The sequence below is a fragment of the Streptomyces durocortorensis genome, assembly GCF_031760065.1.
Taxonomy (GTDB): Bacteria; Actinomycetota; Actinomycetes; order Streptomycetales; family Streptomycetaceae; genus Streptomyces.
Genome location: NZ_CP134500.1, coordinates 334,661 through 360,392, shown reverse-complemented (window position 1 = coordinate 360,392; position 25,732 = coordinate 334,661). Strand labels below are relative to the sequence as shown.

Annotated in this window: 23 protein-coding genes; 8 read left to right on the top strand and 15 right to left on the bottom strand. The window is 73.1% G+C overall.

The window, feature by feature from the left end:
* Nucleotides 1–94: 94 nt before the first annotated feature.
* The gene (locus RI138_RS01380; RefSeq protein WP_311118407.1) at nucleotides 95–1,186 is read right to left on the bottom strand and encodes a PRC and DUF2382 domain-containing protein; all 1,092 of its coding nucleotides are present in this window, start codon (nucleotides 1,184–1,186) and stop codon (nucleotides 95–97) included.
* 388 nt (nucleotides 1,187–1,574) lie between these two features.
* Between RI138_RS01380 and RI138_RS01375 the strand changes: the two genes are divergently transcribed.
* On the top strand, nucleotides 1,575–2,222 hold the full coding sequence (locus RI138_RS01375) for an adenosylcobinamide amidohydrolase (protein WP_311118406.1): 648 nt from the start codon (nucleotides 1,575–1,577) through the stop codon (nucleotides 2,220–2,222).
* Nucleotides 2,223–2,372: 150 nt separating this feature from the next.
* Here RI138_RS01375 and RI138_RS01370 read toward each other — a convergent pair whose 3' ends face one another.
* The 5 genes from RI138_RS01370 to RI138_RS01350 form a co-directional block, all read right to left on the bottom strand.
* Complete coding sequence (locus tag RI138_RS01370; RefSeq protein ID WP_311118405.1) at nucleotides 2,373–2,933, bottom strand: thioesterase family protein; 561 nt, start codon at nucleotides 2,931–2,933, stop codon at nucleotides 2,373–2,375.
* Nucleotides 2,930–3,931: a 3-hydroxyacyl-CoA dehydrogenase NAD-binding domain-containing protein gene (locus RI138_RS01365; RefSeq protein ID WP_311118404.1), complete on the bottom strand. Its 1,002-nt coding sequence runs from the start codon at nucleotides 3,929–3,931 to the stop codon at nucleotides 2,930–2,932. The genes RI138_RS01370 and RI138_RS01365 overlap by 4 nt, the downstream gene beginning before the upstream one ends.
* A gap of 119 nt (nucleotides 3,932–4,050) precedes the next feature.
* On the bottom strand, nucleotides 4,051–4,944 hold the full coding sequence (locus RI138_RS01360) for a BKACE family enzyme (RefSeq protein ID WP_311118403.1): 894 nt from the start codon (nucleotides 4,942–4,944) through the stop codon (nucleotides 4,051–4,053).
* 62 nt (nucleotides 4,945–5,006) lie between these two features.
* Nucleotides 5,007–5,876, bottom strand: coding sequence for a TetR family transcriptional regulator C-terminal domain-containing protein (locus RI138_RS01355; RefSeq protein WP_311118402.1), 870 nt, complete (start codon nucleotides 5,874–5,876; stop codon nucleotides 5,007–5,009).
* 149 nt (nucleotides 5,877–6,025) lie between these two features.
* A complete protein-coding gene (locus tag RI138_RS01350; RefSeq protein ID WP_311118401.1) occupies nucleotides 6,026–6,898 on the bottom strand; it encodes an RNA polymerase sigma factor SigF in 873 nt (290 codons plus the stop codon).
* Nucleotides 6,899–7,480: 582 nt separating this feature from the next.
* Between RI138_RS01350 and RI138_RS01345 the strand changes: the two genes are divergently transcribed.
* From RI138_RS01345 to abc-f, 3 genes are all read left to right on the top strand, one after another.
* On the top strand, nucleotides 7,481–8,155 hold the full coding sequence (locus tag RI138_RS01345) for a GNAT family N-acetyltransferase (protein WP_311122779.1): 675 nt from the start codon (nucleotides 7,481–7,483) through the stop codon (nucleotides 8,153–8,155).
* 223 nt (nucleotides 8,156–8,378) lie between these two features.
* Entirely contained in the window at nucleotides 8,379–9,590 is a 1,212-nt protein-coding gene (locus tag RI138_RS01340) for a PP2C family protein-serine/threonine phosphatase (RefSeq protein WP_311118400.1), read from the top strand.
* Nucleotides 9,591–9,938: 348 nt separating this feature from the next.
* On the top strand, nucleotides 9,939–11,651 hold the full coding sequence (gene abc-f / locus RI138_RS01335; RefSeq protein WP_311118399.1) for a ribosomal protection-like ABC-F family protein: 1,713 nt from the start codon (nucleotides 9,939–9,941) through the stop codon (nucleotides 11,649–11,651).
* Here the strand turns inward: abc-f and RI138_RS01330 are convergent.
* From RI138_RS01330 to dhaK, 4 genes are read right to left on the bottom strand one after another with little or no spacing between them, the layout of a single operon-like run.
* A complete protein-coding gene (locus tag RI138_RS01330; RefSeq protein WP_311118398.1) occupies nucleotides 11,615–12,124 on the bottom strand; it encodes an NUDIX domain-containing protein in 510 nt (169 codons plus the stop codon). The two genes, abc-f and RI138_RS01330, sit on opposite strands and share 37 nt — an antisense overlap.
* Before the next feature lie 26 nt (nucleotides 12,125–12,150).
* Nucleotides 12,151–12,561 (bottom strand): PTS-dependent dihydroxyacetone kinase phosphotransferase subunit DhaM, encoded by a 411-nt coding sequence (locus RI138_RS01325; protein ID WP_311118397.1) that lies wholly within the window; start codon nucleotides 12,559–12,561, stop codon nucleotides 12,151–12,153.
* Nucleotides 12,558–13,169 carry a dihydroxyacetone kinase subunit DhaL gene (dhaL, locus tag RI138_RS01320; RefSeq protein ID WP_096623965.1) on the bottom strand — a complete coding sequence of 204 codons (612 nt, stop codon included), beginning with the start codon at nucleotides 13,167–13,169 and terminating at the stop codon, nucleotides 12,558–12,560. Before dhaL ends, RI138_RS01325 begins: the two co-directional genes overlap by 4 nt.
* A gap of 50 nt (nucleotides 13,170–13,219) precedes the next feature.
* Nucleotides 13,220–14,212, bottom strand: a complete 993-nt coding sequence (gene dhaK / locus RI138_RS01315; RefSeq protein WP_311118396.1) for a dihydroxyacetone kinase subunit DhaK — start codon at nucleotides 14,210–14,212, stop codon at nucleotides 13,220–13,222.
* Nucleotides 14,213–14,521: 309 nt separating this feature from the next.
* On the opposite strand from dhaK, the gene RI138_RS01310 reads away from it, so the two are divergent.
* Both RI138_RS01310 and RI138_RS01305 read left to right on the top strand, forming a co-directional pair.
* Nucleotides 14,522–15,652, top strand: a complete 1,131-nt coding sequence (locus tag RI138_RS01310) for an MFS transporter (RefSeq protein ID WP_398864185.1) — start codon at nucleotides 14,522–14,524, stop codon at nucleotides 15,650–15,652.
* Nucleotides 15,649–16,743 (top strand): sugar ABC transporter permease, encoded by a 1,095-nt coding sequence (locus RI138_RS01305; protein WP_311118394.1) that lies wholly within the window; start codon nucleotides 15,649–15,651, stop codon nucleotides 16,741–16,743. Before RI138_RS01310 ends, RI138_RS01305 begins: the two co-directional genes overlap by 4 nt.
* Here RI138_RS01305 and RI138_RS01300 read toward each other — a convergent pair.
* Complete coding sequence (locus tag RI138_RS01300) at nucleotides 16,730–17,944, bottom strand: acyl-CoA dehydrogenase family protein (RefSeq protein WP_311118393.1); 1,215 nt, start codon at nucleotides 17,942–17,944, stop codon at nucleotides 16,730–16,732. The genes RI138_RS01305 and RI138_RS01300 overlap by 14 nt on opposite strands.
* Nucleotides 17,945–18,087: 143 nt before the next feature.
* On the opposite strand from RI138_RS01300, the gene RI138_RS01295 reads away from it, so the two are divergent.
* Both RI138_RS01295 and RI138_RS01290 read left to right on the top strand, forming a co-directional pair.
* The gene (locus tag RI138_RS01295; protein ID WP_311118392.1) at nucleotides 18,088–19,869 is read left to right on the top strand and encodes a CoA transferase; all 1,782 of its coding nucleotides are present in this window, start codon (nucleotides 18,088–18,090) and stop codon (nucleotides 19,867–19,869) included.
* Complete coding sequence (locus tag RI138_RS01290) at nucleotides 19,866–21,545, top strand: class I adenylate-forming enzyme family protein (protein WP_311118391.1); 1,680 nt, start codon at nucleotides 19,866–19,868, stop codon at nucleotides 21,543–21,545. The genes RI138_RS01295 and RI138_RS01290 overlap by 4 nt, the downstream gene beginning before the upstream one ends.
* 165 nt (nucleotides 21,546–21,710) lie before the next feature.
* Here RI138_RS01290 and RI138_RS01285 read toward each other — a convergent pair whose 3' ends face one another.
* The 4 genes from RI138_RS01285 to RI138_RS01270 all read right to left on the bottom strand — a co-directional run bounded on the left by RI138_RS01285 (nucleotide 21,711) and on the right by RI138_RS01270 (nucleotide 25,188).
* Complete coding sequence (locus RI138_RS01285) at nucleotides 21,711–22,517, bottom strand: metal ABC transporter solute-binding protein, Zn/Mn family (RefSeq protein ID WP_311118390.1); 807 nt, start codon at nucleotides 22,515–22,517, stop codon at nucleotides 21,711–21,713.
* Nucleotides 22,475–23,350, bottom strand: coding sequence for a metal ABC transporter permease (locus RI138_RS01280; protein WP_311118389.1), 876 nt, complete (start codon nucleotides 23,348–23,350; stop codon nucleotides 22,475–22,477). The genes RI138_RS01285 and RI138_RS01280 overlap by 43 nt, the downstream gene beginning before the upstream one ends.
* Nucleotides 23,347–23,982, bottom strand: a complete 636-nt coding sequence (locus RI138_RS01275; protein WP_311118388.1) for a metal ABC transporter ATP-binding protein — start codon at nucleotides 23,980–23,982, stop codon at nucleotides 23,347–23,349. The genes RI138_RS01280 and RI138_RS01275 overlap by 4 nt, the downstream gene beginning before the upstream one ends.
* A gap of 336 nt (nucleotides 23,983–24,318) precedes the next feature.
* Nucleotides 24,319–25,188 carry a lytic polysaccharide monooxygenase auxiliary activity family 9 protein gene (locus RI138_RS01270; protein ID WP_311118387.1) on the bottom strand — a complete coding sequence of 290 codons (870 nt, stop codon included), beginning with the start codon at nucleotides 25,186–25,188 and terminating at the stop codon, nucleotides 24,319–24,321.
* Between the last annotated feature and the right edge of the window lie 544 nt (nucleotides 25,189–25,732).

Genomic DNA, 25,732 nt, shown 5'->3' with positions numbered 1-25,732 from the left:
GACAGCCCGCCGGGCGGACTCGGAGGTACGAGCCCGCCCGGCGGCCGAGGACGTGGGAGCGGCCGTTCAGGCCACCGGTGAAATGGCTGCGCGGTCAGCGGCGGCGCCCCTGGCCGAACTCGCCACCGGCGTCCTTGCCGGTGCCCATGTCCTTGCCGTCCGCGTAGTCGATCTTCTCCTTGCGGACCTCGGCGGAGACTTCCTTCTGCTCGGTGACCCGGTCGGTCTCCAGTCGTACCCGTTCCACCGGCACGGCCTCCTTGCGCACGGTGGCGCGCTCCGCGTGCAGCGTGACCTCGACGTCCTGCTCGCCGATGTCCGTGGTGCCGGTGGTCTTCTGGCCGGGCTGGAGCGGTTCGCGGACCACGCGTACCTCCTCGTGGGACACGGGCACGGTCCGGGTGACCTCCTCGGTCACCACGTACTTGTGCAGCCGTGCCTTGCCGCTCTCGTACTCCTCCGTGCCGACGTGCAGTTGCTCCTCGGAGCGGATCATCTCCCCCTTGCCGCTCATGTCGGCGGCCCGGGACGTGCCCGCTCCGGCACCCGCCAGCGGGCGAGCCGTGGTGGCGGCGTCCGTGTCGCGATGCCTGCCCGTACCACCACTGCCTGCCCCGGCCATGCCCGTTCCTCCTGCCGTGCCCGGACCGGCCGCTCCGGCACCCGTCCCCACCGTCGTGGCCTTCCCGGTCGCCTTGGCGCCCGGCGGCGTCCCTGCCGTTCCCGTCGTACGGGTCATGCCCGCAGCGGCCCCACCGGCAGCTCCGGCTGTCCCCGCGGCACCCGCCGCACCCATCGTCCCGGTTCCGGCGACGGTCGGCGCGTCCATGCCGGTCGGCCGGTCCTCCCCGAGATTGCCGGACTTCCGGTTCAGGCCGTAGTGCCGGTACAGCTCCTCCTCCTCGGCGACGGAGAGATGCGCGTCCGCGTCCACCCGAGGCGCGTCCTTGACGCTCTCCTTCGGATGCGCGACATGCAGGTCGGAGCCCACTCGACGGGCTCCGGCGAGCGGTACGAAGCTCTCCTTCATGCCGAACAGGCCGGTCTTGACCGTCACCCAGTCGGGCTTGCCGGTGGCGTCGTCGACGTACACCCGGCCCACGCTGCCGACCTTCTCGCCCTTGTCGTCGTACACGGTCAGACCGTCGAGCTCTCCGGAATCCGTGAAACCGTCAGCGGCTCCCATAACCGATTCCTCCTCTCGGGCACGCCCTGTGGGTGGCTCCACCAGATGTGGCGCGTCCGGCTTCCATCGCGCCTCACCCGCATGGACGCTGCAACCGCCCGCCCGCCCGGGCCGCGCCCACGGGGGCTCCCGGGGCGGGCTCCCGGAGGCCCGGCGAGCGGCGCCGGGCGCGGTACGGCGGGGCGGTGCGGCCCCGACCCGGATTAGGCCGAACGGGTGAGGGTGCGGTGTCCGTGCGGGAGCGGCGCCGCCCGCACGAGGTCTGCGGGTGCCCGCATGGGATCAGGGGGTCCCCGCATAGGATCAGGGGGTCACGGCGACCTCAGGGAAGCCCACAGCCGACCCGCCGAGCCACCAGGAGTGCGCCATCCGTTCCGTAGGCGTCCAGTTGCCCGCGCAACGCGGGGAACTGCGCGAACGGCACGAGGACGGGCAGCGCCTCCACCACCTCCTCTGGCGGCTGGGCCCCGGTGTCCGGGTGTGCAGCAGCGCGGTCCTCGGCGGCGGCATCGGCCCCCGCGCCTGGATCATCAACGTCCAGGTCCCCGGCGGCTACCCCCGCCTCGACCCGGACCGCCACCTCGCCGAGATCGCCGCGGCGGAGGGGCTCACCGGCCCCGGCGCCGGGCTGATGACCGCGGCCGAGGTCGCCGCGTACACCACCGGGCACGACGGCGGCGTCACCGCGACCGTCACAGCGGGCCTCGGCGTACGGGGGTGGGCGGCGGCCCCGGACGAGGGCACGGGGTCACCACACGGGCCCGGCACGGTCAACATCGTCGTCACCGTTCCCGTCGCCCTGTCCGACGCCGCCCTCGTCAACGCCGTCGCCACCGCCACCGAAGCCAAGGTCCAGGCGCTCCTGGACGCCGGACTCGACTGCTCCGGAACCCCCACGGACGCCGTGTGCGTCGCCGCCCCGGAACCGGGCCCGGCCGGCGGCGAACCCTTCGCCGGACCCCGCTCCGCCTGGGGCGCGCGGATCGCCCGGGCCGTGCACACCGCCGTACTGGCAGGCGCCCGCCCGGCGCGGTGAACGGGGTCGGTTCACCGTGACCGGATGCCGTACCACCGCGTGGTACAGAGAGCCCTGCGGGTGGTGCGCGGTCGCCTTCGGCCGCCTGAGACCCGAAGTGGACCACGATGTCCGCGCCGTGCTGGATCGTGCGGCGGGTTCCGTCCCGGCTCAGCGGGGCGTCGGCACCTCGGCGATGGAGCGGCCCGCCCACGCGGGGGCCGGTTCGGTGAGCCCGGCCAGCCGTGCCCGGACGGCTTCGGGGAACGGCGTGGTGCGGCCCGCCTGTTGGTCCACGTGGAGCGCGAGCAGCTCGCTCGTCGCGACCGGGGCGGCGTCCGGTTCCGGTACGGCGTCGGGCGAGCCGAGCGCGTACAGCTCGTGGCAGAGGCGCACCTTCTTCGCGTCCGTCCCCAACAAGCGCGTGCGGATGGCCAGATGAGCGCCCTCGGCCACGTCGCGGAGGTAGCGGATGTGGGACTCGACGGTGTAGAGCGAGCAGCCGGTGCTCTCGCGGTATCCGGCGTGCAGGCCGGTCTCGATCATCATGGCGTCGGTGGCGTGCCCGAAGACCAGGACGTAGAACGCCTCGCTCATATGGCCGTTGTAGTCGATCCACTCGGGCCGCACGGTCCGGCGGACCAGGGGGAGTTCTGCGGCGTCCCCGATCACGGTCGTCTCCTCCGCCACCGCTGTCTCCTCTGTCGCCGCGGGAGTCTGCTGCTCGTTCATCGGGTGGCCTCCTCGGCCGACCGGGGCAGGCGGCCGGTCGCGCGCAGGACGTCGATCACGCCCCGGTCGCGCTCTGCCACCAGGTCCGCGATGCTCCGGCCGTCGGCCGCCTCCTCGCAGCCCGCGACCACCGCGTCGTACAGGGTGCGGTCCAGTTCGGGGGCTTCGAGCCGGGTCCAGGGTGACTTCAGTGAGGGACCGAAGTGGTCGAGCATATGGGCCATGCCTCCCTCGCCGCCCGCGAGGGCGAACGTCAGCATCGGGCCCATCACCGCCCAGCGCAGCCCCGGTCCCTCGGTGATCGACGCGTCTATCTCCGCCACGGACGCCTCACCGTTCGCGACCATGTGCAGGGCCTCCCGCCACAGGGCTTCCTGGAGCCGGTTGGCGATGAAGCCCGGCACCTCGCGGTCCATGGTGATGACGGACTTGCCCGCGGCCTCGTAGAAGCGCGAAGCCCACTCCACCGCCGCGGGAGCGGTCCGTTCGCCGCCGACGACCTCGACCAGGGGGATGAGGTAGGGCGGGTTGAAGGGGTGCCCGACGACGAGCCGTCCGGGGGTGGCGGCCTCGGTCTGCATGTCCGTCATCGGGTAGCCGGAGGTGGACGAGGCGATCACCGTACCGGCGGGTGCGGCGGCGTCCAGCCGGGCCAGCAGGTCGCGCTTGAGGTCCAGCTTCTCCGGGGCGCTCTCCTGGACGAACTGGGCCTCGGCGACGGCCTCTTCGAGTGTCGCGGCAACGGTCAGCCGGTCCGGCGACGCACCCTCGGCCAGGCCGAGCTGCTCCAGCGCGGGCCATGCGGCGGCGATCAGGCGGCGCAGCCGGGCCGCCGCGTCGGGTGCCGGGTCCCAGGCGGTGACGTCGTAACCGCGGGCGAGGAAATGGGCGGCCCAGCCACCGCCGATCACCCCGGCCCCGATGCACGCGACACGGCGTACGTCCTCCGGGGCGCAGGGGGCGGGGGCGGGCACGGCGGCCGAGGGGGTGACAGACACGGACGGCACTCCAGAACGAGGTGGGGGGGAAGAGACGGGAGAGGTGGGAGAGGCGGGCGAGGCGGGAAAAGGGGGGGGAGGGGAGGAGAGGGGAAGGAAGATGGGGGGAGGGAGGAGCGTCAGGTGCGCGGGCGCAGGCCGAGCTTCTTGCGGGCCTCGTCGGGCGTGGCGACCCGGGAGCCGAGGGACTCGGTGATCCGTACGGCGCGCTCCACCAGCTGGGCGTTGGTGGCCTTGACGCCCTTGCCCAGGTAGAGGTTGTCCTCCAGGCCGACCCGGACGTGTCCGCCGAGCAGGATCGACTGCGCGACCCACGGCATCTGCATCCGGCCGAGGGCGAAGCTCGCCCACTGGGCGCCGGTGGGCAGCATGTTGACCATCGACTGGAGGACGCCCGGGTCGGCGGGCGCGCCCCACGGGATGCCCATGCAGAGCTGGAAGACCGTGGGGTCGTCGAGCAGGCCCTCGGCGAGGAGCTGCTTGGCGAACCACAGCTGCCCGGTGTCGAAGATCTCCAGCTCGGGCCGGACCCCGAGTTCCCGGATGCGCTTCGCGCCGGTGCGCAGCATGTCGGGGGTCGAGACGTAGAGGTTGCTGCCGTCGCCGAAGTTGAGCGAACCGCAGTCCAGGGTGCAGATGTCGGGCAGCAACTCCTCGACGTGCGGCAGCCGTTCCAGCCCGCCGACCAGGTCGGTGCCCGGCAGCCGGCGGAGCGGGGCCTGCGGGTCGATCACCAGGTCCCCGCCCATTCCGGCGGTCAGGTTGATGACGACGTCCGTGCCGCTCTCCCGGATGCGCTCGACGACCTCGCGGTACAGGCGGGGGTCGCGGGAGGGCGCGCCGGTCTCCGGCTCACGGACATGGATGTGCACCACTGCCGCCCCGGCTCCGGCGGCCTCGACCGCCGACGCGGCGATCTGCTCGGGGGTCACCGGAACATGGGGGCTTCGGCCGACGGTGTCACCGGCTCCGGTGAGGGCGCAGGTGATGATGACGTCCTGGTTCACGGGCATGTGGGGGCGTCTCCTCTCGGGGAGTGGGGAGTGGGGAGTCTTCTTCGGAGGCGGGCGGGAGGTCAGGCACGCGTGGGCGCGCTGAGGCAGGCGTCCACATGGGCGAGCAGCGCGTCGTGCATGGACTGTGCGTCGGTGCCCGGACGGCCGGGCTCGGTGGCCAGGACCTGGGAGGCCAGCCCGTCGATCAGCGCGGTGAGGGCGAGGGCCGCTCCGTCCGCGTCGACCGGGCGGAACACGCGCTGTTCGATGCCGCGCCGGATCACGTCGGCGACCGTCTCCCGCCACTGGCGGTAGTACTCCACGTGGAGCCGTCCGACGGTGGTGGACCGGGCGGCCTCCGCCCACAGGTCGAGCCAGACGCACCACTGCCGCCGCTGCTGATCCGTGCGGGGAGTCTGGAGCGCGATCAGCAGGCGCAGCTCGTCCCCGGCATGGCGGGTCCCGGCCGTGGCCTCCGCACGGCGGCGGGTGTCCTCGTCCATGCACCAGCGCACGGCCGCTTCGAGGAGTTCGTCGCGGCCGGGGAAGTGGTAGTGGATCGCCGCGGTGCTGGTGTCGCAGGCCGCGGCGATGTCCGCGACCCGTACGGCGTGGAAACCGCGCTCGGCGATCAGCCGGACGGTCTCGCGCACGATCTGCAAGGGCCTGCCGCCCTCCGGTGCGGGCGAGGGCGGGCGCGGGTGGGACGGCGAACGTACGGGTGGCGGTGCCGCTGCCGTACCGGCCGCCGAGCCGAGGAGCCACCCGACGTCCACGCCGCCGATATCGGCGATACGGGCCAGCTCGGCGGCGGTGAAACGGCGCGTCCCGTTCAGGGAACGGGAGAGCTTCGACGGATCGATGACGATCCGCCGCGCGAACTCCCGGGCGCTCACCCCCGCCGCGTCGATCACATGCCGGACCCGTGCGGCCACCTCGTCCTGCTGCATGGTCAGCCACCGTAACGGTGTGTTGAGAAAACCTCAATTTCGATGGGTTGGTCGCGGGCGAGTGGAGCGGCGTTGTGGTTCTGACTGATGCATCAGTCAGAACCACAACGCGTGTGCGGCCCGCGGTTCGCGGCGTGCGGGCCGAGGGCTCACTCCTGGGCGAGCATGGCGCTCCGCAGCCTGCCCAGCATGCGGTTCAGCAGCCGGGACACATGCATCTGCGATATCCCCAGTTCCGTGCCGATCTGCGCCTGGGTCATCTCGCGGCCGAAGCGCATGTCGATGATCCGGCGTTCGCGTTCGTCCAGTTCGTCCAGCAGCGGTGCGAGGGCGTGGAGGTTCTCGACGCTCTCCATCGCGGGATCCGGTTCGCCGAGCACATCGGCGAACGTCCGCCCCGCCGTCCCGTGGGGCCCGGCCTCGGAGGCGTCGGTCGGCATGTCCAGGGATCCCGCCGTGTACCCGTTGGAGGCGACGATGCCCTCGGTGACCTCGGACTCCTCGATGCCCAGGTGATCCGCCAGCTCCGGCACGGTCGGGTCCCGGTCGAGGTCGCCCGCGAGCGACTCCTTCGACTTGGCGAGGTCGACCCGCAGCTCCTGGAGGCGTCGGGGCACATGCACCGCCCAGCTGGTGTCGCGGAAGAACCGCTTGATCTCGCCCACGATGTACGGCACCGCGAACGAGGTGAACTCGACCTCCCGGGAGAGGTCGAACCGGTCGATCGCCTTGATCAGCCCGACCGTGCCGACCTGGATGATGTCCTCCATGTCGCCGCTGCCCCGGTTGCGGAAGCGGTTGGCGGCGAAGCGGACCAGGGACAGGTTCATCTCTATGAGGGTGTTGCGCGCGTACTGGTACTCGTGCGTGCCCTCGTCCAGCACCTGGAGACGGTCGAAGAAGAGGCGTGAGAGCCGGCGCGCGTCCATCGGGGCGACCTTCCCGGCGTCCTCGATCCACGGAAGCTCCTCCGTGGCGCCCGCCCGCTCCGGACCGGCGATCTGCGCACTGTGCTCCGTCATTCCGTCACGCTCCTCTGGTCGTAGGCCATGAGGTCTCGTCGCCTGCCCTGAGTCGGGGCTGTCATACGTGAAGGAGGGAGGTGATCTGGCCACGTGGCGCGAGTTGGCCGGAAACGAGCCCTGTTCGGCACTGAAGTGCCGTCACAGACAGGGTGGGAGCCGCGGAGGCGCGCAGAACCGCCCCACCGGTACGGGGGAGCCCGGTGGGGCGGTCGCCACCAGAGTGCCACAGGCGGGGGGCAGTTGGGGCCCGACCGGCTTGTATCGGCCTAGGGATGAGTCGAATTCGCCGCTCCTCCGCGCGGCCGTGCGCCGCGCGCGGGGCGGCGGAAGGCCGGGCCGCCGGGGCCGGGCGGCGCGCTCGGTCGGCCGCGGTCTCAGGAACAGCGGCCGGTCGTGGAATACGCGCCGTGGGCATCGGCCTTTCCCCTGGTGGGCGTGGCGTGCTCGAAGCGGCCGTCCGCCGTCCGACGCCGACGACCCGGAAAGGCGCAACGTCCCGTGCAGTACCCCGGCAGCCCCACGGCACAGCACCAGGCCCGCCCCGAGGCCGACCCGCTCCCCCCGTCCCGCCACCATCCGCTGGACAACCCGGCCCGGTCCTCCCTCACCGGCCCGCACGCCCACTTCGCCGTGCGCCGCGGGCGCATCCTGCGCTACCCCGTCGACGTCAGCCCGTGGCTGGCGCTCCCCGACGCCCCGGACGCCCAGGACTGGGCCGACGTCGCGGCGCTCGCCGGGGACACCGGCCCCATAGCCCTGACCGCGTTCCGGGAGCCGCCGCCGCACGACTGGGAGATCCTCTTCCGGGCCGAGGGCGTCCAGCTCGTCGACGAGTCGGTGGCCGCGGCCCCGGACCCGGAAGCGGTCCGGCTGGGCCCGGCGGACGTGCCGGAGATGCTGGACCTGGTGGCGCGCACCCGCCCCGGCCCCTTCCTGCCGCGCACCGTCGAGATGGGCGCCTACCTGGGCATCCGGCGGCGCGGGGCGCTGGTGGCGATGGCAGGGGAGCGGCTGCATCCGCCCGGCTGGACCGAGATCAGCGGCGTCTGCACGGACGAGTCCGTACGGGGGCAGGGGCTGGCCAGCCGACTGGTCCTGGCGGTCGCGCACGGAATCCGCGAGCGCGGCGAAACCCCGTTCCTGCACGCGGCCGGTTCCAACACCAGGGCGATCCGGCTCTACGAATCGCTCGGCTTCCGGCTCCGCCGCCGGACGGAGTTCCTCTCCGCCCTCGCCCCCGCGAAGCTTCTGTAGGCCGAATGCCCCCGTAGGCCCTCGCTGCGCTGACCCGGCCCCCGCCCGGGGGTCGAAAGTCCCGGGTCACAGGTCCCGCCCGGGACCTTCGGCACCCCCTGAGGGTCCTAAGCCCTCCTGCGCCGACGCCCCGGTCCCGGTCAACTGGAAGGGACCGGCCGAAACTGCGGGCGGCGCCGACAGACCAGCGGGAGGACAGGCCGTGCCCATGAGGAACCTGCGCATGGCACGGAAGCAGCACACGGCGCGAGGCCGGAACGCGGCCCGGAACCGGAATGCCGCCCTGCCCGGTACGGAAGCGGCCGTCGCCTCCGACACTGGCGTCATCGCGGCGTCCGCGAGCCGGATCGGCGACTGGCCGCTGGCCGCCGGGCTGGCGCTGCTGACCGTGCTGGTGGTGTTCCTCGACCACACGACGGGCGATGAGCTGCGGGTCGTTCCGCTGCTCGTGGTCGTCCCGGCCCTGGCCTCCGTCTACTGCACCCTCCGCCAGACGGTCTGGGTCGCGGTGTGGATGACCACGGTCGTCGTCGGTTTCCGGGTCGGCGCGGACGGAACCTTCTGGGACTTCGTCTTCGGCATCGGCTTCGCCGTGCTCGCCTGTGCCCTGGGCGTCGCCGCCTGCGCGGCCCGTATCCGGCACGCCACCGAGATGGCGCGGCTGCGCTCCGCCGCCGTCGCTCTGCAGCGCCAGATCCTGCGGCCGCTGCCCGTCGTGACCGATCACGTCTTCGCGTACGGGCTCTACGAGCCGATCGAGGAGGACCGCTTCGTCGGCGGCGACATCTACGAGGTCGTCGAGTCGCCCCACGGCACCCGGGTGATCATCGGGGACGTCCAGGGCAAGGGGATCGCGGCCATCGGCGCCGGGTTCGCGGCCATCGCCGCGTTCCGTGAGGCGGCGATCCGCGAGCCCACGCTCACCGGAGTGGTGGAGGCCCTGGAGGACGCCGTCGTCCGGCACAACGTCTTCTCCGCCCAGACGGGGGAGGCCGAGCGCTTCGTCACCGCGCTGGTTCTCGGGTTCGACGAGAGCGGCCGCGTGGAGGCCGTGAACTGCGGCCACCTGCCGCCGAGGCTCCTGCACGAGGGCCGGGCCTCGGCCGTCACGCTCCACCGGACGTACGTGCCCCTCGGCCTCGCCGGGCTCAGCAGGGAGATCCGTACGACCGAGTCGTTCGCCCTCCCGTCGGACGCGACGCTCCTCGTCGTCACGGACGGGGTGACCGAGGCCCGTGACGCCGCCGGGGCCTTCTACCCCCTGGACGACCGGGTCGGGCGCTGGGCCGGGCGGGGGCCGCGCGAACTGCTCGCCGCGCTCCACGCCGACCTGGAGGACTTCTCCGACGGCGTCCGGCGCGACGACATCGCCGCGCTCGCCCTGCGCCGGGCGCCGGCCGAGGACCGGCTGCGCCGACGGGCCGCCGCTGTCTGAGCGAGCGCCCGGGCCCGCAGTCGTCCCCGGATGCCACTGCGCCCTGATCCGCACGAAGGCCGGAGCAACGGCCGGGCCGTCCCCCCCGTGACTGACCCGCCCCCGCTCCACGCGACCCGCCCCGGTACTCCCGGGGAGAAATCCCCGGCACGGGTGGCGGCACCCCCGTTACACTCGACGCCATGGGTTCGTACTACTACTTCCGCTGATTCCCGGCCCGGACGGCCGCCGCGCGCTCGCGAGCCGCGCGTGCCCTCGCCGTCCCCTCCGCCGTCCGGCATCCACGCCCCGCTTCCGCCGCGCCCCCGTGCGCGCTGTCGCGGGCCGTCACCCAGGGAACAGGCACCCATGCACCCCCAGCGCGACCGCGCTCAACTGACCCTCAAGGACGTCTCCAAGGCGTACGGGGACCGCTCCGTACTCGACCAGGTCACCCTCACCGTCCGGCCTGGCGAGAAGACCGCCGTGATCGGCGAGAACGGCTCCGGAAAGTCGACCCTGCTCCGGCTGCTGGCCGGGGTGGAAGCGCCGGACGGCGGTGAGATCACCGTTCGGTTCCCCGGCGGCACCGGCTACCTCGCCCAGACGCTCGACCTCGACCCGGCCGGGACCGTACAGGACGCCGTCGACGCGGCCCTCGCCGAACTGCGCGACCTCGAACACCGCATCCGCGCGGCGGAGGCGGCCCTCTCGGAGCGCAAGCCCGGCGACCCCGGGCCCACGGACGCGGAGCTCGCGGCGTACGGAGACCTCCTCACCGCCTACGAGGACCGCGACGGCTACCGGGCGGACGCCCGTACCGAAGCGGCTCTGCACGGCCTCGGCCTCGCCCGCATCACCCGCGATCGGGCCCTCGCCACCCTGTCCGGCGGTGAGCAGTCCCGGCTGGCCCTGGCCTGCGTCCTGGCCGCCGCCCCCGAACTGCTGCTGCTCGACGAACCGACCAACCACCTCGACACACGGGCCGTCGGCTGGCTGGAGGAGCACCTGCGCGCCCACCGGGGCACCATCGTCACGATCACCCACGACCGGGCGTTCCTGGAGCGCGTCACCACGGTGATCCTGGAGGTCGACCGCGACCTGCGCACGGTCACCCGGTACGGGGACGGCTGGGACGGCTACCGCACCGCGAAGGCCGCCGCCCGCCGCCGCTGGGCACAGGAACACCAGGAGTACCTGGCGGATCTGGCCCGCACCGAAGAGCTGGCCGAGGCCGCAGGACAACGGCTCGCGGCCACCGGCAAGGACCCCAAGCAGGGCTTCGGCAAGCACCGCCGCTCGCACGAGGCGAAACTGTCCGGCCAGGTCAGGGCCGCCCGCACCCGGCTGGAGGCCCTGCGCCGGACTCCCGTACCGGCCCCGCCCCGCCCACCGGCCTTCACCGGCCGCCCGACGGAAACCGAGGGGACGGCCGTGTCCGCGGGCCGGGGCGCCGCCCCTCGGACGCTCCTCGAACTGGACTCCGTCTCCGTGGGCGACCGCCTCCACCTCCCCTCCCTGCGCGTGGAGTCCGGAGCGCGCCTGCTGGTCAAGGGAGAGAACGGGGCGGGAAAGACCACGCTCCTGCGCGTCCTCGCGGGGGACCTGACGCCCGACACCGGCACCGTCCACCGCCGCGCCCGGGTCGGCTACCTCCCGCAGGAGCTGCCCGCCCGGCCGACCCGGCGCACCCTGCTCGCGACCTTCGCGGCGGGCCGCCCCGGCTTCCCCGACGAGTACGCCGACGAGCTCCTGGCCCTCGGCCTGTTCCGGCCCGAGGACCTGGCCGTGCCCGTCGCGGCGCTCTCCATCGGCCAGCAGCGCAGGCTGTCGCTGGCCCGCCTGATGACCCGACCGGCCGATCTGCTGGTGCTGGACGAGCCGACGAACCACATCGCGCTCAGCCTGGTGGAGGAGCTGGAGGCGGCCCTCGACCAGTACCGGGGAGCGGTCGTCGTCGTCTCGCACGACCGCAGCTTCTGCGCCCGCTTCACCGGCGACGTCCTGGAACTGCGCAACGGCCGCCCGGCAGGGGCGACGCCGGTCTACGCCTCGGGGGAGGCGGCCGTCCCGCGCACCTGAGCGCGCAGCCGGTCGACGAACACCCGCTGGCCCGCGACCAGCCGCTCGGCGGCCACCTCCGGCGTACACCAGGCGAACCGGTCCATCTCCGGGAACTCCCGCTGTACGCCGGAGCCGCGCGGCCACTCCATCGTGAACGTCCCCGGCACCACGGACGCCACGTCGAGCTCCGCCTCGACCGCCCACACCGTCACCGTCTTGCCACTGCGCTGCCGGGCCTCGCCCAGCGCGATCCAGTCGCCGGGCGGGAGGGACACCCCCAGCTCCTCCACGAATTCCCGCCGTGCCGCCGCCTCCGCGTCCTCCTCCGGTCCGTACTCGCCCTTGGGCACCGACCAGGCGGCCGCCTCCCGCCCCGCCCAGAACGGGCCGCCCATGTGCCCGATCAGCACCTCGACGTCCCGCTCACCGCCGCTCCCGGTTCCCGTGACCCGGAAGAGGAGAAGACCCGCGCTGCGCCTTCCTGTCGGCATATCACCAAACCCCTACGTCGTGGCCCCTACGTCTTGCGGTAGCCGTACGCCTCCGAGGCCGCCGCCTCCACCGCCGCGAGGTCGCCGCCCGCCGATGCGGTCACCACGGCGGCCACCGCACCCTCCACGAACGGCGCGTCCACCAGCTGGGTGTCCGGGGGCAGTTCGTCGCCCTCGGCGAGCATCGCCTTCACTGTGAGGACCGCACTGCCCAGGTCCACGAGGACCGCGACCCCGACGCCACGGTCCACCGATGCGGCGGCGCGGCCGATGAGCTCGGCGCTCGTACCGAGCCCGCCGTTCGGCAGCCCTCCTGCCGCCGCGACCGGTGCGGTCACCCCACCGGCGGCGAGCCCCCGGGCCAGCTCGGCCACCGAGTCGGCGACCGGGCCGCTGTGGGAGACCAGCACGATGCCCACCTGCGGCTCGCCGCTCATGCGCCGCCCCCGTCCGCCGCGGTCCGCGCCAGGGCCTCCACCAGCAGCGCCGCCGATGTCGCGCCCGGGTCCTGATGCCCGATGCTGCGCTCACCGAGATAGCTGGCACGCCCCTTGCGCGCCTGCAACGGCACCGTCGCCTCGGCGCCCGCGCGGGCCGCGTTCGCGGCGCCCTCGAACGACGAGCCCAGGGCCTGTGCCGCGGGCAGCAGCGCGTCCAGCATCGTCTTGTCCCCGGCCTGCGCCCCGCCCAGCTGCCCGACCGCGGCGACCCCCGCGGCGAAGGCCTGGGCGAACTGGTCCGGCGTCACCTCGGCCTCCTCCCCGAGCGCCTTGCCCGTACGGCGCAGCAGCGTCCCGTACAGCGGCCCGGACGCCCCGCCGACGGTGGAGATGAGCTGCCGCCCGGCCAGGGTGAGCACGGCGCCCGGGGTGGCGGGGGCGTCCTTCCCCACCGCGGCGGTCACCGCCGTGAAGCCGCGCTGGAGGTTGCTTCCGTGATCGGCGTCCCCGATGGCCGAGTCCAGCTCGGTCAGATGGTCCGCCTCCCGCTCCACGGAGGCCGCGGTGGCGGCCATCCAGCGGCGGAAGAAGTCGGCGTCGAGCACGTGATCTCCTGTTCCTCGGTCCGGCCCGGTACGGGGAGCCCCGGGAGGCATCAGCAGCCCCAGCGGAGCGCGGCCGTCCGCACGGGCGCGTCCCACAGTCGCAGCAGCTCCTCGTCCACCTGGCACAGCGTCACCGAGCAGCCTGCCATGTCGAGCGACGTCACGTAGTTCCCGACGAGCGTACGAGCCACGGGGACACCCCGCTCGGACAGCACCCGCTGGACCTCGGCATTGAACCCGTACAGCTCCAGCAGCGGCGTCGCCCCCATGCCGTTCACCAGAGCCAGCACGGGGCCGGTCGGGCGGAGATCCTCCAGCACCGCGTTCACGGCGAAGTCGGCGATCTCCCCGGACGTCATCATCGACCGCCGCTCACGCCCCGGCTCGCCGTGGATGCCGATGCCCAACTCCAGCTCCCCGGGCGGCAGATCGAAGGTGGGACTGCCCTTCGCCGGTGTGGTCACCGCGCTCAGCGCCACCCCGAAACTCCGCGAGGCCCCGTTCACCTGCCGCGCCAGGGCGGTGACCCGCTCCAGCGGGGCACCCTCGTCCGCCGCCGCTCCGGCGATCTTCTCGACGAACAGGGTCGCCCCCGTACCGCGCCGCCCCGCGGTGAACGTACTGTCGCTGACGGCCACGTCGTCGTCCACCACCACCTGGGCGACCTGCACCCCCTCGTCCTCGGCGAGCTCGGCGGCCATCGCGAAGTTCAGCAAATCGCCGGTGTAGTTCTTGACGACGAACAGCACCCCCGCCCCGCTGTCGACGGCCGCCGCCGCCCGCACCATCTGGTCCGGCACGGGCGAGGTGAACACCTCCCCGGGACAGGCGGCCGACAGCATCCCGGGCCCGACGAACCCGGCATGCAACGGCTCGTGCCCCGACCCGCCCCCGGAGACGAGCCCCACCTTCCCCGCCACGGGAGCGTCCCGCCGCACGACGATCCGGTTGTCCACATCGACGGTCAGTTCGGGGTGTGCGGCCGCCATACCCCGCAGGGCGTCGGCGACGACGGTCTCCGGTACGTTGATGAGCATTTTCATGTCGGTCTCCTCGCGAGCGTGGAAGAGGGCTTCGTGAGCTGCCGATCGTCTCGCACTGATCCTCCCAGCACATCATGTGGCGTCTGTGGCGTCGACCTTCGGACTCGCGGAGGAACGCCGCCCCAGGACTCCGGTCGGGAATGAGGGAACCGGAGCGCCGGTTCGTCCGACTGTCTTCTCGGTAGGCCGTGCTGTTGCAACTCCTGAGGAACGGAGACTTCTGTGGTGGCGGAGAGAACAACGGCAGCGACAGCGCCGGGCAGGGGAGGGCGGGAGCCCCGCACCGTAACCGTGTTGCTGACCTGCGCCATGGCGTTCTCGATGCTGCAGTTGTTCCTGCTGGGTGCCCTGGGGCCGCGCCTGGTGGAGGCGCTGGACATCACACCCACGATGCTGGGACTGACGACCACGGTCGGATTCGGGACGGCCGCCGTGCTGTCCCCGAGCGGCGGCCGGATGGTGGACCGGATCGGGCCCCGGCGTTCGCTGGTGCTCCTGTTCCTCGTCTCCGCCCTCGCGCTCGCGCTGATCGGGGCCGCTCCCGGAGCGGGTCTGCTGCTGGGTGCGGTCGCGCTGGGGGGAATACCCCAGGCTCTGGCCAACCCCGCGACCAACAAGGCGATCCTGGCGACGGTCGAACCTGCCCGGCGGGGTGCGGTGACCGGAGTCAAACAGTCCGGTGTGCAGCTGGGAGCGTTCGCCGCCGGGCTGCCGCTGGCCGCACTCGCGGGCGGTCTCGGCTGGCGCGGCGCGGTGTGGACCGCCGCCGGGGTAGCTCTGCTCGCCGGGGTGTGGGCGCTGCGCGCGCTGCCGGCGGACCCGTCGTCGGCGTCGGTTCCGCCCGCTTCGACGTCGTACCGTCCACGGGGCATGGTGGCTTGGCTGGCGGGCTTCTCGCTGTTCCTGGGAGCCGGCATCGCCTCCGTCAACACCTACCTGGCCCTGTACGGGGTGGAGCGCCTGGGGATGGGCCCCACCGTGGCCGGCGGTCTCGTCGCCGCCCTCGGGGTGGCGGGCATCCTCGGGCGGATCGGCTGGTCGAAGGCCGCCCGCCCTGGGCGCGCTGAGTGGCTGCCGGGTCTGCTGGCCTGCGGTGCGGTGGGTGCGGCGGCCCTGCTGGCAGCCGGGCTCCTCGCGATACCGCTGGTGTGGGCCGGTGCCGTCGCCATCGGGGTGTTCGCGGTCTCCGGCAATGCCGTCTCGATGGTGCTGGTCATGCAGCGTGCCGTACCCGGCCGGGCCGGAGCGGACTCGGCGCTCGTGGCGGCCGGGTTCTTCGCCGGATTCGCCGTGGGACCGCCCCTGTTCGGCCTGCTCGCGGAGAGCGGCCGGTACGGGACGGGCTGGTTGCTCGTGGCGGTGGAGTTCGCCGCAGCGGGAGCGGTCGCCTTCCTCTGGAGCGTACGGGACCGGCGCCTGCGGACGGTGACGGCGGGATGACGGCCGACAGCTGGGCCGGCCGGGCGCTCGCAGCCGTCGTCGACCGGGTGACGGCGACCGAGGCCGAGGTCGGCGAGCGTTTCCCGTTGTACGCCGAGCCCGGCGACGGCCGGTGGACGACGACCGGCCGCGGTTCATGGACCGGTGGTTTCTGGGCCGGGCTGCTGTGGCTGCGAGCCCGTTGCACGCGCAGCGAAGCGGACCGACTCGCCGCCGCCCGGTGCACGGCCCGTCTGGCGCCGTGGGTGGACACCGACACCGCCACCCGGGGGCTGATCTTCTGGTACGCCACGGCTCCGGCCTTCGATTCGGAGGAAGCCGCCGCGCTGCGAGGAGCGGCGGGTCGGGCCTGTCTGGCCTCGTACGATCCTGAGTCCGGCATCGTGCCCTGGGGCGCGGCGTTCGGCGGACCCCGGCTCCTGGCCCGGGCGGACGCCGTACCGGGTCTGGTGCCCCTCCTGGCCGGAGCGGGCGGCGACGGGCCGGCCGTGGCGGCGGCACATCTGCACCGGCACCTCGGCCTCTTTCTCGGCGAGGGGCCCGCCGGGAGCGTCGGCCGGCCGAAGCCCGCCTGGCAGTTCGACGCGGCAACGGGGTGGCGCCCCCGCGAGGACCCCGCACCGGGCTGGAGCAGGGGCGAGGCGTGGATGCTCCTGGCCGTCGCCGACGCGCGCTTGCGTCCGGATGTGGCCGGCCGGCGGCCGGAGCGGCTCGCCCTCGCCGCCGAGCAGTTGCTGGCGCGGACGGAGGTGCTGACCGGGCCGGTCGTCCCGCCCGATGACGTGTCCAGGCCGCAGGGGGCGGTGGACACCTCGGCGGCGGCGATCACCGCCGTCGCACTGCTCAAGCTGGGACGTGCCGGGGGACCCCGGGCCGCGGTGTGTGCGCACCGGGCCGTGGCGATCCTGAACCGCCTGGTCGAGGCCCACCTCACCGGACCGGACCCCGGGCGCCCGGCGGGCATGCTCCTGGACGGCTGCTACGACGCGGCCAAGGGCCTGGCGGTGCGCCATGAACTGATCTGGGGCGACTTCTTCCTGGCCCTCGGACTGGCCGCTCTCGACGGTCTTGTCGACATCACCCGCGTGTAGGGGAACCGTGCCCCCGGCCGTAGCCGCGCAGTACCCGGCCGGCCACCGAGGTGATGTGCAGTTCGTCCGGGCCGTCCAGGATGCGGGCCGCCCGCCCGCCGCGGAACAGGGACGGCAGCGCGGTGTCGGGGCCGAGCCCGGCGGCGCCGTGCACCTGGATGGCGGAGTCGGTGACCTGCTGGAGCATCCGGGCAGCGGCGACCTTGGCCAGCCCCACTTCCGTACGGGCGTCCCTGCCCGCCGCGATCAGCGCGACCGCCTCGTGGACCAGGGGGCGGGTGGTGCGCAGGGCGAGGAGCGCGTCGAAGACGTGCTGCTGGACCAACTGGTGGTCGGCGAGGGGCCCGCGCGCCCCGTTGCGGGTGGCGGCACGTTCACACATGAGGTCGAACGCCCGCTCGGCCTGGCCGAGCCAGCGCAGGCAGCGCAGGGTGCGGCCGAGCGCGAGCCGTTCGCCCGCGATGGCCAGGGCGTAGCCCTCCGCGCCGAGGAGATGGTCGGCGGGAACTACCACCCGGTCGAGTTCGATCTCGTACTGGCCCGCCGCCCCGAGTACGGGGAGTTCGCGTACGACGCGGAACCCGGGTGAACCGGTCGGTACGACGAACAGCGCCAGCCCGTCACGATCGCGTGCCGTCCCCCCGGTGCGTGCCATCACGGTGACGAGATCGGCACCCGCGGCGCCGGAGGTGAACCACTTGCGGCCGCTGACGGACCAGTTGCCGTCCGGCCGGGCCTCGGCCCGGGTCGCGGTGAGGAGCGGGGCGGTGCCCGGCGCACCCGGTTCGGTCATGGCGTAGCAGCTGCGTATCTCGCCCGCCACCAGCCCCTTCAGGTACTCCTCGCGCACCCGGGTGCTGCCGTGGCGTCTCAGCATGGTCACGTCGAGCAGCGGGGCGGAGCCCAGTGCGGCGGGACCGTGGTCGCTGGCGCCCTCGGTCTCGGCGAGCGCCGCGTACTCAGGGAAGGCCAAGCCGCCGCCGCCCAGGTCCGCCGGGAGCGGCAGGGCCCACAGCCCGGCGGCCCGTGCCGCTCCCCGCAACTCCGTCAGGGCGCCGGTCGCGTCGCCTCCACCGGCGTCCAGCACGGTCTCGGCGGGGATCACCCTCGTTCGGATGAAGGTGCCGATCCTCTCCCTCAACTCACCAGCCCCTGACGTGTGTTGAGCCGATCCGAGACGTGCGGTAGCTGAATTCGCCATTGCATTCCTCCTCATTGCCGGGAACCCACGGGAACTGCTGTCCGACTCTCTGTCTGTGGAACTGGTCGGGTGAGCACCTCTCCGAGTTCCCGCATCCCGTTCGACCCGGGCGACGGCCACCGCCGTGCCGGGAGAGGAGAGGCATGGCGTTTCCCACCACCACGCAGACGGACCGGCCCCTGGACGCACTGAGTTTCGGCACGTCAGGGCCCCCGCAGATCACCGGTGTCGTCGCCCGGCACCTGCGGCTGCTCGGTGCGCGACCCGACGAGGTCGACCACACAGACCCGTCGGGCCGCATCACGCTCTCCGGCGGGGGCTTCGGTCCTGCCTGTGCGACCGCGACCTGGGGGAACCCCGCCGGCGGGCTCGTCGACGAGGCGACCGTACAGGCCGCGACCGGCATGATGGCCGTCCACGGCCGCCGCGACGGAAGCCCGCGCGGCCTGGCAGTCGACTACGCGGCGACGGCCACCGCGGTCCTCACCGTCCAAGGACTGCTCGCAGGCCTCGTCGGGCAGGCCCGCGGAGCCGCGTCCTCGCACCTCATCGCCCCTGCCGACCGGGCCGGGCTGCTCGCCGTCTCCCAGTACCTGGCGGCGGCCGGTGCCGACGAGGGCGAATCAGCCGAACTCGCCCCAGGCGGACCGCCCTTCACCTCGGCCGAAGGCGTGCTGTTCGAGCTGGAGACCCTCGACCCGGAAGCCTGGGCCGCGTTCTGGCGGGCCCTGGATGCCCCGGCCGACGCCGTGCGGGCGGGGTGGCGGCCTTTCCAGTTCCGCTACGCCACCGCCTGCGCCCCCTTCCCCGAGGCACTGCACACCGTGACCCGGGCGCACCTCCTCCCGCGGATCCGGCAGGCCGCGGCGGATTCCGGCGCCGAGGTCTGCGTACTGAGGACCCTGGCGGAGCGGGCTCTGGAGGCCGACGGCTCAGCGCCCTGGTCGCTGCGGCCGCTCGGCGGCCCCGCCTCGACGAGCACCCGTACGGCAGCCGCCCCTTCCTCCGCCCAGCCGCTCGCCGGGCTGACCGTCCTGGAGGCGGGCCGACGGATTCAGGCCCCCCTCTCCGCCTGCCTCCTGGGTCTGCTGGGGGCCGAGATCATCCGGATCGAGCCGCCGGGCGGCGATCCGCTGCGTGGCATGCCACCCGCCTGCTCCGGCATATCCGCCCGCTGGCTCGCGCTCAACCGGGGCAAGAAGGCCGTGGAGATCGACATCAAGGCGGAGGGCGACCGGCGTCGACTGCGGGAGATGGCCGCGGAAGCCGACGTCTTCCTGCACAACTGGGCCCCGGGCAAGGCCGCCGAACTCGGCCTCGACGCCGACGACCTCGCCTCGGTCAACCCCGCCCTGGTCTACGCCTACACGAGCGGTTGGGCCGACCGGCTCCAGGGCGCCCCCATGGGTACCGACTTCATGGTGCAGGCCCGTACCGGGGTGGGCGAGGCGGTCCGTCCCGAAGGCGAGGCGCCCGCCCCATCCCTGATGACCCTGCTCGACGTGCTCGGGGGACTGCACGGCACCGAAGCCGTGCTCGCGGGACTCCTGCTCAGGGAACGCACCGGCAGCGGCGTACGGGTGGACTCCTCCCTCCTCGGCGCCGCCGACACCCTGACCGGCCCCGCGCTCCGGCGGGTGGCCTCCGGGGACGACGCCCGGCGGCCCGCCGGGTTCCGGCATCCGCTGCCCACCGCCGACGGCTGGATCGCCCCATCCGATGCGAGCGCCAAGGCTGCCGCCTCGTACGACCTGCGTGAACTCTCCACGAGCGACGCGCTGACCCGGCTGGGTCAGCGGGGTCTCACCGCCACTGCCGTCACCACCGATCTCTCCACCCTTCACCACGACGCTCGGTTCCCGGGCTCCATCAGCCGTGACGCGCATGGTGCCCCCGCCGTTCCCGACCCCTGGAGCTTCGCGTGACCTTCTCCCCGCACGACCTGCTGCCCGCCGAACTCCGCCGATCCTGGGTGGCCGACGGCACCTGCCCGGGACTCGACCTCTACAGCCTTTTCAGAGCCCGCCAGATCGCCGACCTGCACCACACGGCCGTCCTGGACGCCAAAGGAAAGCTCTGCTATACCGCCCTGGACCGCAAGGTCCGATGCCTGGCCACCGGCCTCCGGGATCTCGGCGTACGCGAGGGCGACGTGGTGGGCGTGCAACTGCCCGACAACCGCAACGCCGTCATCGCCGACCTGGCCCTGGCCGCCCTCGGCGCTGTCGCCCTGCCCTTCCCGGCCGGCCGCGGCCCCCTGGAAGCCGAATCCCTGCTCCGCCGGGCCGAAGCCGTCGCTGTCATCGCCGCGATCGAGTACCGAGGCAGCCACCACGCGGCCGACCTGCACGCCCTCTCCCCGGGGCTGCCCGCCCTCCGCGACGTGGTGGCGGTCGGACCCGGGACCGCACCCGAGGGAACGACCGCGTGGTCGGACCTCATGCGCGCCGACGCCGGTGATTTCGTCCCCGCCCGCCCGGACCCCGACAGCGCCGCGCGCATCCTGGTCTCCTCGGGCTCCGAGGCCGAGCCGAAGATGATCGCGTACTCGCACAACGCGCTGGCCGGCGGGCGCGGAAACTTCCTCGCCTCGCTCATCCCGGACGGGAAACCGCCGCGCTGTCTCTTCCTCGTACCGCTCGCCTCCGCCTTCGGGTCCAACGGCACCGCCGTCACCCTCGCACGGCACGGAGGCACCCTGGTCCTGCTCGACCACTTCTCGCCCGAGGCCGCCCTCGCGGCGATGCGTGAGCACGAGCCGACCCACGTCCTCGGCGTGCCCACGGCGGTCCGCATGATGCTGGAGCGGCCGGCCGCGGAGAGCGAGCCGCTGCCGCCCCCGACCGCGCTGGTCCTGGGCGGTGCCCCGCTCGACGAGACCACCGCACTCGCCGCCGCCGAGGTCTTCGGCTGCCCTGTGGTCAACCTCTACGGCTCCGCCGACGGAGTCAACTGCCACACGGGGCTGGGCGGCACGGTGCCTCCGACCAGCGCTTCGGGGGTCGTGGCGGGCCGCCCCGACCCCCGGGTCGCCGAGATCCGCATCGCGGCCCCCGTGACCCACGAGCACCTGCCCGACGGCCAGATCGGCGAGATCGTCTCACGGGGGCCCATGACACCGCTGTGCTACGTGGCCGCCCCGGATCTCGACGCCCTCTACCGCACCCCCGACGGCTGGGTGCGCACCGGCGACCTCGGCTACCTCGACGCCGACGGCGTCCTGCACGTCGTCGGACGTCTGAAGGACATCGTCATACGCGGCGGCGCCAACATCAGCCCGGCCGAGGTCGAACGTGAACTCCGCTCTCATCCCCAGGTCCGCGACGTGGTGTGCGTGGGCGTCCCCGATCCGCTGATGGGCGAGCGGCTGGCGGCCTGTGTGGTCGCGCGGGGCCCGGGGGTTCCCACGCTGGACATCCTGGGCGAGCATCTGACGGCACGAGGGCTGGAGCGGCGCAAACACCCCGAACGGCTCCTCGTGGTGGAGTCGGTACCCCTGACGCCCGCGGGCAAGCCCGACCGCGCTGCCCTCAAGGAACGCCTGGCCGAAAGTCCACGGCAGGCTCAGCACGGCGTCCCCGGAGCCCATCGCACCCCTTGAACCGGGGTGTCGCAACGACTCCTGGAACCCAAGGACGGCCGCCGGGCCCCATCGGTTCGTGAGGTGGCCGCACGTGAACACTCTCGCCACCTGCTCCGGCCCTCGGGCATGTCGTGACGGCTGGAGTGGCGCCGTCACGACATGCCCGGGTGGCCGGGCCAATGGTCAGGAGGTACCCATGGCCTTCATGAGCTCGGTCGCCGCGTTGCGGTAGACCGACAGCAGGTCCAGGTCGTCCCCCGGGTAGTTGACGATGTCGACCTGCTCGGCACCGGAGTCGGGCAGCACCGTCCCGGTGGACATATGGGCGTTGTCCAGCACCAGGGACGGCTGCTTCGCGGAGAGTTCGGCGAGCTGCGCCGGAGTCACCGCTTCCGGCCCGTAGGTACCCGCCACGGTGGCGCCCGCCAGCGTCGCGGCCCAGGTGGTGAAGACCTGGGAGACGACGGAGGGGGCCTTGCCGCCGGGCCATGCGCCCTGGACATCCTTGTTCAGCCGGTCGTACTCGGTATCGAACCCGGCCTTCCACTCCGTCGCGGCGTCCTCCGTACCGAAGAGCGCGCCCAGTTTGCCGACCTCCGCCCTGACCTTGGCGGGGTCGTTGTCGAGATCGACCTCGACCAGCCTCGCCCCGGAACCCGCCGCCTCCTTGATCTTCGCCGCGTACGGCTCGAAGGGCGCGTACAGCACGAAGTCCGCTTCGGCCACGGCAGCCAGGTCCGAGGGCTTCGGGTCGTAGTCCGGGGCGTGGTGGACGGACTGCGGCACGATGACCTTGACGTCCTCGGCTCCGGCGGCCTTCGCGAAAGCGCCCTCCCAGGTCGTGGTCACCACCACGACAGGCTTGTCCTTCGCTGCGGCCCGGGCGTCGTCGGAGGCCTTGGGGCCGGTGCCGTCTCCGCAGCCGGTGACGAGGGCGAGTGCCGCGCTCAGTGCGAGGAGGGAAGTGATGCGGACGCGGGTGCGCGCCATGAGCTGATTCTCCGTTCGGGTACGAAGTGCACGGCGAGGACGAGAGCCCCCGCCGTCAGGACGAGTACGGGGCCGGGCGGCCAGTCCAGCCACAGGGCCAGCAGGAATCCGGTCGCGTTGACGGCCACCCCGATACCGACCGCCCAGAGGGTGATCGACTTCAGGGAGCTGCCCAGGCGGCGAGCGGCGAGCGCGGGGAGCAGCGTCAGGGCGTCGACGAGGAGGGCGCCGGTGAGCTTGATCGCCCCGGCTACGGCGATCGCGACGAGGACGAGGAGAATCGCGGTCAGCGCGCGGACGGGGACACCGGAGCACTGGGCCAGCTCCCGGTCGTGCAGGAGCAGGCCGATGTCACGCCGCCGCCACCAGAACAGGCCGGGGACGGCGGCGGCCAGCACGCCGAGCACGATCAGGTCGGACGTACCGACCGAGAGGATCGACCCCCACAGGAGGGCGAAGGCCCCGGAGGCGTTGACCCCCGAGACGGCGAGCAGCAGCAGTGCGGCAGCGATGGCCAGGCTCATCAGCAGGCCCATGGCTCCGGACAGCCCGTCGGGTGTGCGGGCGAGCGGGGCGACTCCGGCTCCGGCGAGTGCACAGGCGACGAGCGCGCACAGCATGGGGTCCAGGCCGGTGAGCAGCCCGACCGCGATACCGAGCAGAGCCACATGCATCATCGCGAACCGGACCGGCATGATGTCGAGCCCGACGATGACCACCCCGATGACGGGCAGGCCGATCGCCGCGAGGAGCAGAGCGAGGCCGGCCCGCTGGACGGGAAGCAGCTGGAGCAGCTCGCCCAGATCGGCGGTGGCGAAGTGGACCGGGTTCACCGGACCTCTCGCAGCCGGCCCGCCGCCATCTCCAGCACGCGGTCGCAACGGCCGGCCAGAGCCCGGTCGTGCGTCACCACGACCAGGGTGACCGGCAGTGAGGTGAGGACGTCCGCAGCCTTCTCCTGCCCGTTGAAGTCCAGGGCGGCGGTGGGCTCGTCGGCCAGCAGCACCTGTGCACCCGCGGCGACGCAGCCGATCGCCCGGGCCAGATACATACGCTGCAACTGGCCGCCGGAGAGCGTGTGCAGAGGACGTCCGACCAGGTCCCCGACGCCCAGCCGACAGGCGGCTTCGCCCGCGTCCCGGGGCGCCGTACTGCTGGCGAGCAACTCGGCACCGAGGAGGGGGAACCGGCCCGCGGCCGGCTTCTGGGGTATCCAGGCGCATGCCCGGCGCCGCCAGGACCACTCGGCGGGGGAGCCGGTCTCCCGGCCGCCGACCGAGATCGATCCGGTCACCTGGCGGTGCAGGCCGAGCATCGCGCGCAGCAAGGTGGTCTTACCGGAGCCGTTCGTGCCCGTCAGCGCCACACGCTCACCGGCGGCGATCTCCAGGTCGACTTCGGACACCGCCTCGACGCGGCCGTGCCGACAGCTCACCCCTCTCATGCGTACGTCCAGCCCGCCCATCCCACACCTTTCCCCGGCACCGAACCCTGCGGAGCGACGGGTGTCCACCGCCCGCGTCCCAGTAGTCGGGTGTCGACGGGCCACAGTTCCCGGGTGCCCGCGGGATTTCGCCCACGTACTTCTGAACACCGGAGCAGCGTGTGCGGTGTGAGGCTGCGGAGTCGCCCGATCGGGATACGGCCGCGGGCGGCCTGCCGACCGCAACCCGCTCCGCGGAGGCGGGAGGTGGCGAAACGTGCGGTCGGCAGGCGGGGGCCGGGCCGTACCCGGGCTCTCCTCGCAGCGGCGCCCAGGTCCGAGGCTGGATGACGAGGGGCAGCTCGGAGAGCCGGTGTCTCAGCTCGTCCGGCGGCGGCCGCGGCCGAAGAGCAGGACGCCCACCGCGAACAGGGAAGCGCCGGCTGCCCAGGCCACGCCGCCTGACAGCGGGGAGTCGGCGGGCCGCGATGCGGCGGAGACCAGTACGGGCGCGTGCTCGTCCCCGCCGTGGCCCTTGTGGCTGACGGTCGAGTGGGCCGCGCCCGCCTCGATCCTGTTCTCGGCCGGAACCTTGGCAGCGGATGCGCCCGCTGTGCCGAAGACGACATCCGAACAGCCGTAGAACGCCTCGGGGCTGTCGTGGCGCTGCCAGACCTTGTAGATGATGTGGCGGCCCGTACGGGCGGGGAGGGAGCCGGTGAAGTGGTAGTAGCCGTTGTCGCTGGTGCGTGGCGTGGGATGGGTACCCACTGGCGTCGGGTCCAGGTCGGACCACTTCAACGGCTTGGCCGGGTCGAAGCCCTGCTTGGTGATGTACATCGTCATGGTGCCCAGGTGGGGCGCGGTGACCCTCACGTCGAAGTCGTAGGAACCCGCGGCCACCGTCGTGGCGGGCCAGTCGGTGCGGGCCCAGTCCAGGGCGCGGTACTTCTCGCGGTTGGCGGAACAGAGCTTGCCGTCGGGAATGACCTCCTGGTGTCGGCCGTCGGCGTCGGCGATGTTCACCTCGTTCCAGTCGTACAGCGGTTGCGTCCCCGAGTCGGCGACAAGATCCTTGCAGACCTGGGACTTCGGCGCCTCCGGACCTTCGGCGAAGCAGGCGCTCACCCGGCTGACCGGGCCGAACACGGAGCCGTGCGCGCTCGCGGGCGAGGGTGTCAGGGACACGAAGGTCGCGGCGGAGGCGACAACGGAGGCTGCGGCGAAAAGGCGCCGGGCAGAGGGCATCGGGGCTCACTCTCGTACGTGTAGGGGCCGTCGGGAGGTTCTTGAGGTGTCTCAGTAACACCAGCCCGCATGAGGGGAGTTAGGGGGTGGTGTCTGCGCCAGCAGGATGGCATTGGTCCATACCAATCAACAAGAGGTGTGCGCGAACCCATCCGGAAGCCGGCTCCGGTGCGAGCGCATCCGGAACCGGGCTCCGCCCCTGCAGGTCGGCCGCCCCTGCCGGTCGGCCGCTCATGCCCCTGTTCGAACGCGGCCCGGTTCCGCCGCCGAGGTGCCGCTGCGGCCTCGCTGGGGCGAGCCATCCGTGCGGAACGACCGTTCCGCTGCCGTGCGCGCCACGGGAACGCGGCGTCAGGCAGCTGCTCGCGGGCTCGTCGGCGGCTCGTACGGCGGTGCTGGTACGGGTTGGGCGGGGCGCCCGCCGCGATCGTGGAGGTGGCCGACCTCGTACGCCCCGGCAGCTGCCGACCCGTCGACCTGCTGCGCAGCATGCCAGGCGGCTCATGGGCACCGGTATGGCTGACTGATCGTCAACTTCTTGATG

Excerpts from the sequence above, each read along its gene's own strand:
- RI138_RS01380 (WP_311118407.1), bottom strand. The coding sequence starts at position 1,186 with ATGGGAGCCGCTGACGGTTTCACGGATTCCGGAGAGCTCGACGGTCTG.
- RI138_RS01370 (WP_311118405.1), bottom strand. The coding sequence starts at position 2,933 with ATGAACGAGCAGCAGACTCCCGCGGCGACAGAGGAGACAGCGGTGGCG.
- RI138_RS01360 (WP_311118403.1), bottom strand. The coding sequence starts at position 4,944 with ATGCCCGTGAACCAGGACGTCATCATCACCTGCGCCCTCACCGGAGCC.
- RI138_RS01355 (WP_311118402.1), bottom strand. The coding sequence starts at position 5,876 with ATGCAGCAGGACGAGGTGGCCGCACGGGTCCGGCATGTGATCGACGCG.
- RI138_RS01350 (WP_311118401.1), bottom strand. The coding sequence starts at position 6,898 with ATGACGGAGCACAGTGCGCAGATCGCCGGTCCGGAGCGGGCGGGCGCC.
- RI138_RS01340 (WP_311118400.1), top strand. The coding sequence starts at position 8,379 with ATGGCACGGAAGCAGCACACGGCGCGAGGCCGGAACGCGGCCCGGAAC.
- abc-f (WP_311118399.1), top strand. The coding sequence starts at position 9,939 with ATGCACCCCCAGCGCGACCGCGCTCAACTGACCCTCAAGGACGTCTCC.
- RI138_RS01330 (WP_311118398.1), bottom strand. The coding sequence starts at position 12,124 with ATGCCGACAGGAAGGCGCAGCGCGGGTCTTCTCCTCTTCCGGGTCACG.
- RI138_RS01325 (WP_311118397.1), bottom strand. The coding sequence starts at position 12,561 with ATGAGCGGCGAGCCGCAGGTGGGCATCGTGCTGGTCTCCCACAGCGGC.
- dhaK (WP_311118396.1), bottom strand. The coding sequence starts at position 14,212 with ATGAAAATGCTCATCAACGTACCGGAGACCGTCGTCGCCGACGCCCTG.
- RI138_RS01310 (WP_398864185.1), top strand. The coding sequence starts at position 14,522 with ATGGCGTTCTCGATGCTGCAGTTGTTCCTGCTGGGTGCCCTGGGGCCG.
- RI138_RS01305 (WP_311118394.1), top strand. The coding sequence starts at position 15,649 with ATGACGGCCGACAGCTGGGCCGGCCGGGCGCTCGCAGCCGTCGTCGAC.
- RI138_RS01300 (WP_311118393.1), bottom strand. The coding sequence starts at position 17,944 with ATGGCGAATTCAGCTACCGCACGTCTCGGATCGGCTCAACACACGTCA.
- RI138_RS01295 (WP_311118392.1), top strand. The coding sequence starts at position 18,088 with ATGGCGTTTCCCACCACCACGCAGACGGACCGGCCCCTGGACGCACTG.
- RI138_RS01285 (WP_311118390.1), bottom strand. The coding sequence starts at position 22,517 with ATGGCGCGCACCCGCGTCCGCATCACTTCCCTCCTCGCACTGAGCGCG.
- RI138_RS01275 (WP_311118388.1), bottom strand. The coding sequence starts at position 23,982 with ATGGGCGGGCTGGACGTACGCATGAGAGGGGTGAGCTGTCGGCACGGC.
- RI138_RS01270 (WP_311118387.1), bottom strand. The coding sequence starts at position 25,188 with ATGCCCTCTGCCCGGCGCCTTTTCGCCGCAGCCTCCGTTGTCGCCTCC.